The 13,876-nt window shown below is 61.8% G+C and carries 14 protein-coding genes; 10 read left to right on the forward strand and 4 right to left on the reverse strand.

The window, feature by feature from the left end; genetic code table 11:
- Window positions 1-44 precede the first annotated feature (44 nt).
- Both RPG13_RS27050 and RPG13_RS27055 read right to left on the reverse strand, forming a co-directional pair.
- Complete coding sequence (locus tag RPG13_RS27050; RefSeq protein ID WP_095489129.1) at window positions 45-797, reverse strand: metallophosphoesterase family protein; 753 nt, start codon at window positions 795-797, stop codon at window positions 45-47.
- Complete coding sequence (locus RPG13_RS27055) at window positions 790-1,602, reverse strand: hypothetical protein (RefSeq protein WP_095489259.1); 813 nt, start codon at window positions 1,600-1,602, stop codon at window positions 790-792. The genes RPG13_RS27050 and RPG13_RS27055 overlap by 8 nt, the downstream gene beginning before the upstream one ends.
- Window positions 1,603-1,798: 196 nt before the next feature.
- Between RPG13_RS27055 and RPG13_RS27060 the strand changes: the two genes are divergently transcribed.
- Together RPG13_RS27060 and RPG13_RS27065 are read left to right on the forward strand one after the other, a co-directional pair.
- Complete coding sequence (locus RPG13_RS27060; RefSeq protein ID WP_095489128.1) at window positions 1,799-2,083, forward strand: acylphosphatase; 285 nt, start codon at window positions 1,799-1,801, stop codon at window positions 2,081-2,083.
- 246 nt (window positions 2,084-2,329) lie between these two features.
- On the forward strand, window positions 2,330-4,036 hold the full coding sequence (locus RPG13_RS27065; RefSeq protein ID WP_337126431.1) for an HAD-IIB family hydrolase: 1,707 nt from the start codon (window positions 2,330-2,332) through the stop codon (window positions 4,034-4,036).
- Between the two features lie 148 nt (window positions 4,037-4,184).
- Here RPG13_RS27065 and RPG13_RS27070 read toward each other — a convergent pair whose 3' ends face one another.
- Window positions 4,185-4,619 carry a hypothetical protein gene (locus tag RPG13_RS27070; RefSeq protein ID WP_095489126.1) on the reverse strand — a complete coding sequence of 145 codons (435 nt, stop codon included), beginning with the start codon at window positions 4,617-4,619 and terminating at the stop codon, window positions 4,185-4,187.
- A 301-nt stretch (window positions 4,620-4,920) separates the two neighbouring features.
- Between RPG13_RS27070 and RPG13_RS27075 the strand changes: the two genes are divergently transcribed.
- Window positions 4,921-5,106, forward strand: a complete 186-nt coding sequence (locus RPG13_RS27075) for a hypothetical protein (RefSeq protein WP_095489125.1) — start codon at window positions 4,921-4,923, stop codon at window positions 5,104-5,106.
- 37 nt (window positions 5,107-5,143) lie between these two features.
- Here RPG13_RS27075 and RPG13_RS27080 read toward each other — a convergent pair whose 3' ends face one another.
- A complete protein-coding gene (locus tag RPG13_RS27080) occupies window positions 5,144-5,305 on the reverse strand; it encodes a hypothetical protein (protein ID WP_158302706.1) in 162 nt (53 codons plus the stop codon).
- Between the two features lie 132 nt (window positions 5,306-5,437).
- Here RPG13_RS27080 and RPG13_RS27085 point away from each other — a divergent pair, with 132 nt between their 5' ends.
- The 7 genes from RPG13_RS27085 to RPG13_RS27115 all read left to right on the forward strand — a co-directional run bounded on the left by RPG13_RS27085 (window position 5,438) and on the right by RPG13_RS27115 (window position 13,823).
- Window positions 5,438-6,916, forward strand: a complete 1,479-nt coding sequence (locus RPG13_RS27085) for a sugar ABC transporter ATP-binding protein (protein ID WP_337126432.1) — start codon at window positions 5,438-5,440, stop codon at window positions 6,914-6,916.
- Between the two features lie 35 nt (window positions 6,917-6,951).
- Window positions 6,952-7,956 (forward strand): ABC transporter permease, encoded by a 1,005-nt coding sequence (locus RPG13_RS27090; RefSeq protein WP_095489258.1) that lies wholly within the window; start codon window positions 6,952-6,954, stop codon window positions 7,954-7,956.
- Between the two features lie 118 nt (window positions 7,957-8,074).
- Window positions 8,075-9,061, forward strand: coding sequence for a substrate-binding domain-containing protein (locus RPG13_RS27095; RefSeq protein WP_127293101.1), 987 nt, complete (start codon window positions 8,075-8,077; stop codon window positions 9,059-9,061).
- Between the two features lie 60 nt (window positions 9,062-9,121).
- Entirely contained in the window at window positions 9,122-9,892 is a 771-nt protein-coding gene (locus RPG13_RS27100) for an SDR family oxidoreductase (protein ID WP_337126433.1), read from the forward strand.
- Between the two features lie 22 nt (window positions 9,893-9,914).
- Window positions 9,915-10,907: a dihydroxyacetone kinase subunit DhaK gene (locus tag RPG13_RS27105; protein ID WP_095489120.1), complete on the forward strand. Its 993-nt coding sequence runs from the start codon at window positions 9,915-9,917 to the stop codon at window positions 10,905-10,907.
- A gap of 10 nt (window positions 10,908-10,917) precedes the next feature.
- Complete coding sequence (gene dhaL, locus RPG13_RS27110) at window positions 10,918-11,580, forward strand: dihydroxyacetone kinase subunit DhaL (protein ID WP_095489119.1); 663 nt, start codon at window positions 10,918-10,920, stop codon at window positions 11,578-11,580.
- A gap of 146 nt (window positions 11,581-11,726) precedes the next feature.
- Entirely contained in the window at window positions 11,727-13,823 is a 2,097-nt protein-coding gene (locus RPG13_RS27115) for a bifunctional sugar-binding transcriptional regulator/dihydroxyacetone kinase subunit DhaK (protein WP_337126434.1), read from the forward strand.
- The last annotated feature ends 53 nt before the right edge of the window (window positions 13,824-13,876 follow it).

The raw sequence follows: 13,876 nt of genomic DNA on the forward strand, positions 1-13,876 counted from the left end.
AGTTCAACTTGACCGCGTCCCGCTCTAACGACGCGCAGGGAGTTTCAGATTTCGAGCAAGGCGTAAGGACGGCCGGTCGGCTTCGCCACGTGCATGGCGACGTTATATACCGGGGCACCACCGGGTGTGCGGCCTTCATAGACGCCGCGATGCGCGTGGCCATGCACCACGGCGGTGACCTTGAACCGATCGATCGTCTCCGCCAGGCGCGACGAGCCCAGGAACGGAAAAATCTCCAACGGCTCGCCAGCGACCGTCTCGATGACCGGAGCGTAGTGCAGGACGACGAGCGTGCGTTCGGTGCGAACCTGCCGCATTGCGTTTTCGAGCCGCATCGACTCGCTGACGCTTTCAGCAACCATCGCCTTGATCGCCGGCTCACCGAACGAGCCGAGCATGCGTGACCCAAAACCGCCAATGAAACCCTTCACGCCGACAAAGCCGACCTCCTTGATTTCCGTCGTCTGGCCGTCAAGAAGATGGACGCCTGCCTGCCGAAGGATGTGGGCGACGTCTTCGACCGCGCCGGATTCATAGTCATGGTTGCCGAGCACGGCGACGACCGGGATTGCGCAGGCGCGCAAATCCTCCGCAAGGATTTCGGCCTCTCGGGGCTTGCCGAGATTGGTGAGGTCGCCAGTGAGAACGAGGACGTCCGCTTCGCGCGAGACCTCGCCGAAGAGATCACGGCAGGAGGCCTGGCCGTCTTCACGCACATGCAGGTCGCCGACAGCCGCAATCCTGACGGTGCCGCCGTTCCCAACTCTTGCCGTGGCGGTTGTGCCCTTCTCAGCCATCACGAAATTCTCCTGTTCCACCGACGCCGGCAAAGCCCCATTCCTTCACGTCGATCTCGTAGTCGGTCGGCGAAAGCAGGCGTCCGCGGCAGATTTTCATTCGGGGAGTAGGCAACTCCCTCTGCTTGGCGAGCCGGTCAAGCAATTCGTCGAGCAGCCAGGCCGGGATATGATCGCGCTCGCTCGGATAGATCCATCGGAAATTCAGAAGCTGCATCAGCAGCACCTCCCAGTGAACCTCCAGATAGGAAAGCAGCCGGTGCCAATCGATCTGATCCTGCGCCTTGAGGATGGTATGAGCGACGTCGGCGCCGTCGTGGCGGCCTCTGTCCTGGATGAAGCACTTGGACCAGATAAGCTCGGTCGGACCTACGATCCGCACCTGACTGCCCAGCAGCTCGATTTGCCGTGCATGCTCCAGCCACTGGTCGCCGACCGGCATGGTGCCGTTCGCCGATGCGAATATGACGTCAAAAAAATGCGTGCTTTTGAAGACCTTTCCAAGCCATCGGTCGTCCACGATCTCGACCGCATAGCCGGCCTGCTTGAAATGGGCGAGAATGCGCGCGTAGTCGCCGGCCTTGCAGAAAATGTCGAGATCCTTCGTCTGGCGCGTGACGCCCGTATAGGCGCTCACCGCGTAAGTGCCGGCAACAAGAAACGGGATGTCCGTCGCGGCGAGTTCGCGGATCGCCTCTGTGTAGAAGACCTCGGCCTCCGCGTGCTGAAGGGTCGGCGCGGCTTTTGGATCGATCGTCGGAACGGATGCCGGGATGGCGCCTCCCGTTGGAGAATCGTTGGTCATGAAATCGTGGCTCCGAAGCCCAGCAACCTGCAGCTGTCCGTCCTTAACAAAGCCGCCGCCGCAAGGTTCCGTTGCCGATATCATGCGGACCGACGTCTGGCGGCCGGCCGAAGCCCTTGGAAATGCGAAGGCGGAGCCTTTTCCGCCGCCGGGGAGTTGAAGATATGAGAAAACCACTGGCACGGAGGTGATCATGATGGAGGATGGGCGCAAAGCGGTACGCGTCAGGCTCAGTGGAAGGGTGCAAGGCGTCTCGTTTCGCGTGTGGACACGGACCGAGGCCGAGAGGCTCGGTCTGTCCGGATGGGTTCGCAACGAAGATGACGGATCCGTAACGGCACTGATCGTCGGGGCCGAAGGCGCGGTTTCGACGATGATGAACCGGTTGTGGAAAGGGCCGACCGGAGCGTCGGTTTCCGGCGTGACATCCCAAGACGTCGATCCCGGTCAGGAGCCGAACGGATTCAGGATCATCGGCTAGAAAGTGGGTACCAGCTTTGGGAAAACCCAATGCTCAACCAAAAAGCCAGGCCTCCGCGATTCTTGCCTTGCGCCGCTGGGAACAATCGACAGCCAGCGCCGTTGGGACCAATCAGCCATGATTGCGGGCGGCCATGACAAACGATGACGGGATTCGGCCAATGGAAGTCACCGAAACAGATGCCTTTCCGCTCAGTTCGGCGAGAAAGCATCTCGGGTCGGCTTTCGGGCTGCCGACAATGGCTCGATGTATGCCCTTGCGCTAGCCACTGACTACGACGGCACACTCGCGGAAAACGGGATCGTTTCCGATGCGACCCGTGCTGCTCTCGAGCGGCTGAAGGAAACCGGCCGCAAGTTGATAATGGTGACCGGTCGCGAGCTTGCCGACCTCGAAAGCGTTTTCCCGGAGCTTGGCATTTTCGACAAGGTCGTCGCCGAAAACGGCGCGCTCGTCTACACGCCGGCTTCGAAGAAGGAGCGCATCCTTGCGCCTGCCCCTCCGGCGGAATTCGTCGACAGGCTGATGATGCGCAAGATCGCGCCCCTGTCGATGGGACGTTCCGTCGTCGCCACCAGGGAGCCCAACGAGACCATCGTGCTGGAAGTGATCAAGGACCTTGGCTTGGAGCTGGAGATAATCTTCAACAAGGGCGCCGTCATGGTGCTGCCGAGCGGGGTCAACAAGGCGACCGGTCTTGCCGCTGCCCTCGAGGATCTGGAATTGTCCGCCCACAATGTCGTCGGCATCGGCGATGCGGAGAACGATCACGCCTTTCTGCGCGCCGTCGGCTTCGGTGTTGCAGTTGCCAATGCCCTGCCGAAGGTAAGGGAGACGGCGGGCCACGTGACGAATGGTGCCCGCGGCGCGGGCGTGAGGGAGTTGATCGAGGGCCTCATCTCGCATGACGCCGCCTCGCTGGACACAGCGCGGCAACGCATCGAGATTGGCGCGGACGACGGATCGGGCGCAGTGATGCACCTTTCACCACGCGGCGGCAGCGTCCTGCTGGCCGGCACGTCCGGGATCGGAAAATCCACCCTCGCCACCGCCCTGACCGAACGCTTCGTCGAGCGAGGCTTCCAGTTTTGCGTGCTCGACCCGGAAGGCGACTACGAGGAACTGGAGGACGTGCTGGTGGTTGGCGACGCCAAAAGCCCGCCGAGCTCACGCGAAATCTTCGACCTTTTGTCCAAGCCGTCCAACAATGTCGCCGTCAACATGCTCGGGATCAAGACCGGGGAGCGGCCAAACGCCTTCGCCAAGCTGCTGCCGGAGCTTGCCGCGCTTCGCGCCCGCACCGGACGCCCGCACTGGCTGATCATCGACGAGGCACACCACCTGTTGCCGCACGCGCGCGACGGCACATCCTTTGCGCTTCCAAAAAGCCTTTCGGCGACCATTCTGGTCACAGTCCATCCCGATCTGGTTTCGCGCGACGTGCTGACAGGTGTCGACACGGTGCTGGCTCTTGGCCCGGAAGCCGACAAGGTCGTCGAAAGCTTCTGTGCCGCAATTGGCGAGGACGTGCCGGAGGGCGTCGTGCCGCCGCCGGAAAACAAGGTTTTGTATTGGAACCGGTCGACAGCCGATCCCGCGAGGTCGATCTCGGTCGAACGTCCCCGGCAGGAACGCAAGCGCCATATACGCAAATATGCCGAAGGCGATCTTGGCGACAACAGCTTCTATTTCCGCGGCGCTGACGGCACGCTCAACCTGAAAGCGCAAAATCTCATGATGTTCCTCCATCTCGCCGAGGGGATCGACGACCGCACCTGGGAGCATCACTTGCGCGCGGGCGACTATTCGGCCTGGTTCCGCAACCAGGTCAAGGACATGGAACTTGCGGAGGAAGCGGCTATCATCGAGGATGACGATAGTCTCGATCCGCATAGAAGCCGCGCCGCCATCGCGGAAGCGGTCCATCGCCGCTACACCGCGCCCGCCGACTGAATCCCGCCCATGCGGATGGTATCCAAGTCTCGCCGATGGCGGATCGCCGCCGAACGGCATCCGTCATCAACGACCATTGGAGGCGTGAAAATCACTTCGCCGCCTCCATCATCCGAACATGCCGACCTGTAGCGTCAATGCCGATGCTTCAATGCATGAATGTGCCGCGCAGCCAGGCAAAGAAACCGAACCTCTCCGACATTGCCGCACGGACGCGAGAGGCAGCCCACCGCGCTCGTATCGTGGCGCCGACATGGCAATGGCAGACGATTTCGTGCAACTGCCAGTCGGTCAGCTCGAAGAAGCGCCTGGCTTCGCCATAGGTGTCATCTCTCAAGCCTTGTGCGCGAAAAATCGGATCCTCGAAGGCAACGGTGAGAGGCGAGTCGTTGTAGCGCATTTTTTCGCGTATCTCAGGGGATTTGTATTCGGTGCCCGTCAGCGCTTCGAGACGCCGATCGGGATTTTGCTCCAGCAGTTTCGCCCAACGTTCGAGACGCTGGCTTCGAGTCGCCACGAGGTCTGTTGCTTCAGCGTGAACGTCGGCAACGGCATGCAGTTGGTCAAGTGTTTGGTGCTTCACGACCGCCTCCTATTCAGCAGGTGAGTTTGTCCCACCCTGAAATGGAAATTATGGCGCTCCACGACGCCGACAAGGCCCTCATGCGGGGACCATTCGATCAATTTTCTGACGGCGCCGTCCTGCCACGGGCGCCTGATGCCTGCGGGATCGTCGGAGGCTCGTATCGGAACCATAGGCACGCGTGGTCGTTCAGCGTGCATCAGCCCGTAGAGCGAAACCGGTCGACGGGTGGCGTCAGAAATCCCACCCGACGTCGATGACCCGCCAAGGCAGAATGCAGCGAGCGGAAGGAAATCACACCATGGCCATTCTTCCCACTCCCGAACCAACGCCCACTCCGGCGCCCACGCCACCGCCGTTTCCCGAGCCGAAGCCGGTGCGTGAGCCGGATCCGGACAGACTTCCCGACGAAGCCCCCGTCCCCAATCCGGATGAAAACGACGCGCCACTGAAAATTGGCCCCAAAGCGTCCGATCCCGGCATTTGACGGATCGGATCTAGCGTGAAGCGATCGGGGAAAACACTCATTCGAGATCGCCCGACTCCTTATGGATGCCGCAGAAGATGTCGGCGCACTGCGTGGCCGAACGGCCGGCATGCGCGTTGCGGTCGCCGTCGTCTCGGCACCTACCCGGCAAGTGCGATGTTGCGGCCGCTTCGACCCTGATTTCCAGCGCCACGATCAAGCCGAATCCACGACTTGACATTTGTCGAACAAATATTGACTATTGTCACATTGGCACCACGGCGGAGGCTACCCGTGTCGATCGGCTCCCCACCAAAAAGGATTGCCGAATGCCCAAAGGGAGGAAGACTACGTGGAGCTTTTGCTCGAGGTGGAAGGGCTGGCAAAGTCCTTTGGCGGCGTTGCAGCCTTGCGCGAAGGCCGCCTCCAGCTTCGCGCCGGCACGGTCCATGCCCTGTGCGGCGGTAACGGCGCCGGCAAGTCGACCTTTCTCAAGATATTGATGGGTATCTTCAACCGCGATGCCGGCTCGATCCGCCGCCGCGGCAAGGATGTGGAATTCGCAAGCCCCGCCGACGCGCTGGCGTCGGGCATTGCCATTATCGAGCAGGAGCTCAGCCCTGTTCCCCACATGACGGTTGTCGAGAATATCTATCTCGGCCGCGAGCCCAAGGCGCGCTTCGGAGGCATCGATTTCCGTGCGATGAACCGGTCCGCGCAAAGGCTGCTGGACGATCTGGAATTCGATATCCGGGCCACACAGTACATGATGAACCTCTCGGTTGCGCAGATGCAGCTCGTCGAGATTGCCAAGGCGCTCAGTCACGACGCCGAGGTCATCTTCATGGATGAGCCGACGTCGGCGATCGGCGAGCGGGAGGCGCAGCACCTGTTTGCCGCGATCCGCCGCCTGCAGGCGCAAGGGCGTGGCATCGTCTATGTTTCCCACCGTCTGTCGGAGATCTTTCAGATCGCCGATTCCTACACGGTCTTTCGCGACGGCGCCTATGTTGGCAGCGGCGCGCTTGCGGACATCGATCGGCCCGAGCTCATTCGCATGATCGTTGGCCGCGAGCTGTCGGAGGAATTCGCCAAGACCAGCACGCCGACGCAAGAACCCGGTATCGAAATTGCCGGGCTCAGTTGCCCGAACAAGATCGAGGACATTTCGTTTTCGGTGCGAAAGGGTGAAATCTTCGGCATCTACGGCCTGATGGGAGCCGGGCGGACAGAAATCTTCAACTGCCTCTTCGGGCTCGACAAGCCATCGACGGGAAGCATCAAGGTCGACGGTATCGAGGTCACCATTTCAAAGCCGGCGGATGCCATGGCGCATGGGTTGGCTCTGGTCACCGAGGACCGCAAGCTGACCGGTCTCAATCTCTCCGACAGCGTGCGCGCAAACATCTGCATGGCGAGCCTGCCTGAAATGAGCCCCAGCTTCGCCATGGATCGGGCTCGGGAGGCGCAAGCAAGCCGCGACATGCGCGAGCAGTTCCAGATCAAGGCTGCCCGCGACACGATGCCGGTTTCCGGCCTTTCGGGCGGCAACCAGCAGAAGGTGGTGCTCGGCAAATGGTTCCTTCGCAATCCGAAAGTCCTGCTTCTGGACGAGCCGACCCGCGGTGTCGATGTCGGCGCCAAGCGTGAAATCTACCGGATCATCAGCGATTTCGCCGCTGCCGGCGGCACGGTCGTGATGATCTCGTCCGAAATCGACGAGGTCCTCGGCATGGCGGACCGGATCATGGTGATGCGCGCCGGCAGAAGTGCCGGAATCTACAGCCGGGAGGAAACGAATGCCCAATCACTCGTCCACCTTTCAACATGAACAGGGGTGTTCGCTCAGCGGCAAAGGAGCCGGTGATGTCGGTTAGCGACAACAGGAATGCGAGCGGCTGGCTCGGCTCGGAGCAGCGCCGGCTGTTGATTCAGGAATACGGGATCTTCCTCGCGTTCCTGATCCTGGCGGCGGTTCTCTCGGTCTCCAACGAGTTCTTCCTGACGGCCGGCAACATCTCGAACGTGCTGCTGCAGACCTCGATCAACGGTGTCCTCGCCATCGGCATGACCTTCGTCATCCTGACGCGCGGCATCGATCTCTCGGTCGGCTCCGTCGTCGCGCTTGCCGGCATCGTCAGCGCCAGCTTCGTGACCTCCTCCGCGACCGCCGGGATTTCCGGCGCGCCCTATCCGGTCGCCCTGGGTCTCGGCATCGGCCTGCTGGTCGGCATTGCCTGCGGTGCCGTTTCCGGCGTGATCGTGTCGCGGTTTTCGGTGCCGGCCTTCGTGGCGACGCTAGGCATGCTGTCGGCGGCGCGCGGACTGACCCTCATCTATGGCGGAGGTCGTCCGGTTCCCGCGCTGACACCGGCATTCCGCTGGATCGGCACAGGCAACGTCCTTGGCATACCCGCACCGGTCGTCGTTCTCGCAGTCGTGTTCGCGGTCTCCTGGTGGATCCTCAATCGGACCCGTTTCGGCCGTTACATCTATGCCGTCGGCGGCAACCCTCACGCGGCCAGGACCTCGGGCATCAACGTTACCCGCATCCAGTTCGTCGTCTATGTCATATCCGGCGGCCTTGCCGGCCTCGCCGGGATGCTGCTCAGCGCCCGCACCGGCTCCGCGCTTCCCCAGGCCGGCATTGCCTATGAGTTGGATGCGATCGCGGCGGTGGTGATCGGCGGGACCAGCCTTTCAGGGGGCATCGGCCGGGTGACGGGCACGTTGATCGGCGCGCTGATCATCGGCGTCATGAACAACGGCCTCGATCTGATGGGTATCCAATCCTACTACCAGCAAGTTCTCAAGGGCGCCCTGATCGTCGGCGCCGTGATGCTTGACCAGAAAAGAAACTACGGGGCTTAGAGCATCGGACCAAATCCGATGCTCAGACAAAAGGCCTCTTTGCGAAATCGGACCTGCACTGCGCGTGTCCGTTGATAGGCGAACCATGTCGGTCGCTCACTTAAAGTGGAGGTACGGAATGAAAAGATTGATGATAGCGCTCGCGTCCGCGACCGCGCTGCTGGCCTCGTCGGCCATGGCGCAGGAGAAGATCAAGATCGGCGCAGCGCCTTACGGATTGAATGCGGAGTTCATGCAGATCTGGTCGGCAGCGCTTCAGGAGCACCCGGCCGTCAAAAGCGGCGAAGTTGAGCTGACGGTCTTCGACGGCCGCTATGATGCCCTGGTCCAGCAGGACCAGTTCAAGACGATGGTCACCCAGCAGTACAATGCGATCATCTTCGCTCCGATCGACGTCGACGCCGGCGCGGCAGCCGTGCAAACGGCAGCCGATGCTGGCATTCCGGTTGTCGGTTCGAACACCCGCGTCAATTCCGATCTGTTGACCTCCTATGTCGGGTCCGACGACACGATCTCGGGCTACATGGAAGCCAAGACCGTGCTCGACAAGATCGGTTGCAAGGGCAATGTGGTCATCCTCGAAGGACCGGTCGGCCAGTCCGCGCAGATTTCCCGTCTCGAAGGCAACAAGAAAGCGCTTGCCGAGTGCCCGGATGTCAAGATCCTTGAAGACCAGACCGCAAACTGGTCGCGCGCCGAAGCCCAGACGCTCATGGAAAACTGGCTCACCTCGCATCCGAACCAGATCAACGGCGTGATTGGCCAGAATGACGAAATGGCGCTTGGCGCCATCGAAGCGATCAAGGCCGCTGGCCTCGACGTGAAGAGCTTCGCCATTGCCGGCATCGACGGCATTACCGATGCGCTCCACGCCGTCAAGGCCGGTGAAATGACCTCGATCCTTCAGGACGCGCGCGCCCAGGCTCAAGGTGCGCTCGACCTTGCCATCTTCGCTGCCAAGAAGGGGGACTACAAGCCGCAGTCCGACATCTGGGCAACCTACAAGGACATGCCGTGGAACGACGGCAAGGAGAAGATCTACAATGTGCCGTGGACGCCGGTGACGGCGGAAAACGTCGACCAGCTGCTTGCGACGCGCAAGTAATCCAGCCGTGGGGCGGGCTCTCTTGCCCGCCCCACTTTCCAACAAGCCGGGAAGAGCACCATGACGGATTCAATACAGGTTGATCTCAATTTTTCGCTGGGCGGCAAGGTCGCTCTGGTCACCGGCGGCGCCTCCGGCATCGGCAGCGCCATAGCGTCGGCGTTTGCCGCGAAGGGCGCTGTCGTCGGGGTGATCGATATCAATGAATCGGTTGCCAAGGCGAAGGCCGACGAACTCGGCAACGGCGCGAAATCCTTCGTCTGCGACGTGTCGGATCCGCAATCGGTGGAAGCCGTGTTTGCTGCGGCGCAAGCCGCCTTCGGCCATATCGACATCGTCGTCAACAGCGCCGGCGTCGCCCTGCTCGCTCCCGCCGAGGACCTCAGCCTCGATGCCTGGGACAGGACCATCGATATCAATCTCAAGGGAACGTTCCTTGTTTCCCAGGCCGCCGGACGCGTCCTGATCAAAGCCGGCAAGGGCGGCAAGATCATCAACATGGCCTCGCAGGCCGGCACTGTCGCGATCGACCAGCACGTCGCCTATTGCGCTTCGAAATTCGGCGTCATCGGCCTGTCCAAGACACTGGCCGCCGAATGGGGCAAGCACGGCATCACGGTCAACACGATCTCGCCGACGGTGGTGCTGACCGACCTCGGCAGAAAGGCCTGGGACGGGCCGCGCGGGGAGGCGCTGAAGCAACGCATTCCGACCGGCCGCTTTGCCTTCCCGGAAGAGATAGCCGCCGCGGCGGTGTTCCTGGCATCGAACGGCGCCGACATGATCAATGGCGCCGACCTTCTGGTCGATGGCGGCTACACCATTGTCTGACCGGCGCAGGATTGGAGCAACAATGCAGCGGTTCATCAACAATCCCGACGAGGTCGTCGAAGACACCGTCAAGGGCTTCGTCAAGGCGCATGCCGACATCGTCAGGCTCGGCAGCAACCCGCGCGTCATCGCAGCCCGCCATGCGCCGGTCAGCGGCAAGGTCGGCGTGATCACCGGTGGCGGCTCCGGCCATGAGCCTGCCTTCATCGGCTACACCGGCCGCAACATGCTGGACGCGGTCGCGGTCGGCGAGCTCTTCTCGTCGCCGACGGCAAAGAGCTTCCTTGACGCCGCAAGGGAGGCGAATGGCGGCAAGGGTGTCGTTTGCCTCTACGGCAATTATGCCGGCGACAACATGAATGTGAAGATGGCCGTCAAGCTCGCGGCCAAGGAGGACATTACGATCGCAACCGTCGTCGCCAACGACGATGTATGCTCGGCCGGACCGGATGAGCGTGAGAAGCGCCGAGGCGTCGCCGGCGAGATCTTCATGTGGAAATGCGCCGGCGCCAAGGCCCAGCAAGGTGCCAGCCTCGAGGACGTGCAGGCAACGGCGCAGCGGGCGATCGACAATTGCCGCTCCATCGGCGTTGGCCTTGGTCCTTGCACGCTGCCTGCCGTGGGGCATCCCAACTTCCTGATTGAGCCGGGCACGATGGAAGTCGGCATCGGTCATCATGGTGAGCCGGGCGTCAGGGTCGAGCCGCTGAAGTCCGCGGTCGAAATAGCGCAGCAGATGGTCAGGATCGTGCTGGATGATCACGATCTTGCCGCCGGAACCGAAGTTGCGGTTCTTGTGTCCGGCCTCGGCGCAACGCCGGTCAACGAACTCTACATCCTCCACGATACGATCGAGCAGGAAATCACCGGACGCGGGTTAGCCATCTACAAGACCTACATCGGCAACTACTTCACCTCGCTGGAAATGGTCGGCGCCACACTCACGGTCATGGCGCTCGACGCCGAGCTGAAAAGGCTGCTGGACGTGGATGTCGATTGTCCCGCAAGGCTTTAGGAGCAGGCGAATGCAGCAGTTTGACAACGCTTCCGCTGGCGACATCGTTCTTTCGATCGCCGACCGGATCATCGAAAACCGAGCCTATCTGAGCGAGATCGACGGCAAGATCGGTGACGGCGATCACGGCGTCAACATGGCCAAGGGCTTCGGCATGGCTGCGGAGCGGATCAGGGGCAACGACATGTCGCTGGCCACCGCCTTTGATACGCTGGGCACGGTGTTGATGACCGAGATCGGCGGCTCCATGGGGCCGCTCTATGGCGTCATGTTCACGCAATTCGCCGAAACGATCGAGAAATCTTCATCCATCGATGCCCGGACTTTCAGTGCCATGCTCACCAGTGGTCTCGACGGCATCCAGGCGATCGGATCGGCCAAGGTCGGCGACAAGACGCTTCTCGACACGCTCGTGCCGGCGATCGAAGCGTTCGACGGCGCCAACGCCGACGGCAAGCCGTTCCCGGAAGCTCTGGATGCGCTCGTCGTCGCAGCCGAAAAAGGCCGTGACGGCACAAAGGACCTGGTTGCAAGGATTGGCCGCGCCAGCCGCCTGGGCGAACGCTCGCTCGGCGTGCTCGACGCCGGCGCCACATCCTGTGCGTTGATTCTGAAAGCCCTGGCGCTCGGTGCCAAGGAGAAGCTGCAGCAGTCTGCGACTGCGAGCGATTGAGCTACGACTACACTCCTCCCGAGCGCTGGCCTCCGGCTGATTTTACAGCCGGAAGCCAGGTTAACGCCTGATCGAACCAAGATTGTGAGTTCTTCCGTTTGCGCTCATCTTGAGGATCGATTCTGGATTCGGGGAAACCAGGCAGCATGACAGTCAAGACATCATCGACGCGGAAGAACGGAACGGTGCGGACAGGACCCGAGGCTGGCGCCGAACCCATTCCCTTGCGCTATGGTGACGATCCCTATGTCTGGGCCTGTTGGCTTTACTACGAAGACCACATGACGCAAGGCGATATCGCCGAAATCATGGGCATTTCGCGGGCGACAGTGAACAGCTACCTGGCCGATGCCCGCGCCCGCGGCATCGTCAACATTTCCCTCGAGCCATCACGGCTGAGTTCGCTCTCGATCGCACAGGAGCTCAAACGGCATTTCGGGCTGCATGACTGCCTCGTCGTGCCGAGCGACGACAATGCGCGTCCACTGATCGATCGTCTCGGCACCGCGGCCGCGCAGGCTCTGACCAAGCTTCTGAAATCCGGCGACACGGTGGCCGTTGCCTGGGGGCGAACCGTGTTGGCGATTGGCGAGCAGGCCTCCGTGCCCGGCCTTCAGGACGTCACTGTCGTGCAGGCGACTGGCGGCACGCGAGCAAGTTTTGCCTATACTCCGGAACTCTGCGCGGCCGCCATCGCCAATGCCGTCAATGGCAAGCTGATCAACATCACCGCGCCGGCTATCGTTTCCAATGCGGAAGTCCGCGACATTCTTCTGCGCGAGCCGCTGATCGAAAGTCAGTTCGCAGCGCTTTCTAAAGCCAACAAAGCGCTATTCGGCATCGCCTCGCTGCGTCCGAATTCAACGATCCACACCAGCGGTTTTTTCGAATCGGTTTCGGTGCAGCAATATCTCGCCAAAGATGCCGTGGGCGTCCTCGCCGGACGCTTCATCGACGGGCGGGGCAACCCGGTAGCCGGCCCGCTCGACGACCGGACGATCGGAATATCGCTCGACATGCTCAGGGCTATCGGCCTGCGGATCGCGGTCGCCGGTGGTTTCGACAAGGTGCCGGCGATCCTTGCCGCGCTCCGCGGCGGCTACGTCAACGTGCTCATCACCGACGCTGCCACGGGCCGCGGCATTCTGAATGCCGATGGCGTGACGGAGCTCGATCAAAAGCTTTCCCAACGCCCGAAGATCGATAGCTCGGTGGCCCTGCCCAGCAACTTCCGAACCCACATCAAGAAGTTCCTGAACGACCCTGACGATGTCGTCGAGGAGATGCTTGACGGCGTGGTGAAAGCGCATGGCGCCTATATCCAGCCGATCAAAGGCTCGCATCGCGCCCTCGTCGCCCGCACGGGGCCGCGACCTGGCAAGGTGGGGCTTGTGATCGGCGGCGGCACCGGGCACGAGCCCTGCTTTCTCGGCTATGTCGGCAAGGGTCTCGCCGATGCCGTGGCTGTCGGCAATATCTTTTCATCGCCGCCTCCCGGCCCGATCTTTCAGTGCGCCAGGGCGGCATCCGGCGGGCAAGGCGTGCTCTTCGTCTATGGCAACTATGCCGGCGATGTCATGAACTTCGAGATGGCGGCCGAGATGGCGGCGGAAAACAACATCGAGGTCCGAACGGTCGTGACGACCGACGATATCGCCTCTTCGCCGCTGGAGGACAGGGAAGGCCGCCGCGGCGTTGCCGGCAACTTCTTCATGTTCAAGATCGCCGGCGCCGCCTGCGATCGCGGCCTGTCGCTCGATGCCTGCGAAGCGGCGACACGCAAGGCCAATTCGAGGACATTCACGATGGGCGTCGCATTGGAACCCTGCTCCCTCCCGCAGACCCGCCGCCACAATTTCGAGATCGGTCCCGATGACATTGAGATCGGCATGGGCATCCACGGCGAACGCGGCGTCATCCGCGAAAAAATGATGAGCGCCGACGAGATCACCGACCGGGTGATGGACCGTATCTTTTCCGAAATGAAGCCGGCATCGGGCGACCGTGTCGCGGTGCTGATCAATTCATTCGGGGCAACGCCGCTGATGGAACTCTACATTTTGTTCAGGCGCGTCGAGCAGCGGCTGAGCGCCAAGGACATCAAGATAGAGGCGAACTGGGTGGGACATTATTGCACCTCGCTCGACATGGTCGGCGCGTCCATATCGATCCTGCACCTCGACAATGAGTTGACGGAGCTATTGCACCATCCTTGCGATACCGCTGTCCTGCGGGTCGGCTGAGGATACAGGATACGCGCCTGTGGCCGCATCCTGCTGGAACCGGGAGGAACATG

This window comes from Mesorhizobium sp. ISC15, from assembly GCF_037162615.1.
GTDB classification, from domain to species: domain Bacteria; phylum Pseudomonadota; class Alphaproteobacteria; order Rhizobiales; family Rhizobiaceae; genus Mesorhizobium; species Mesorhizobium mediterraneum.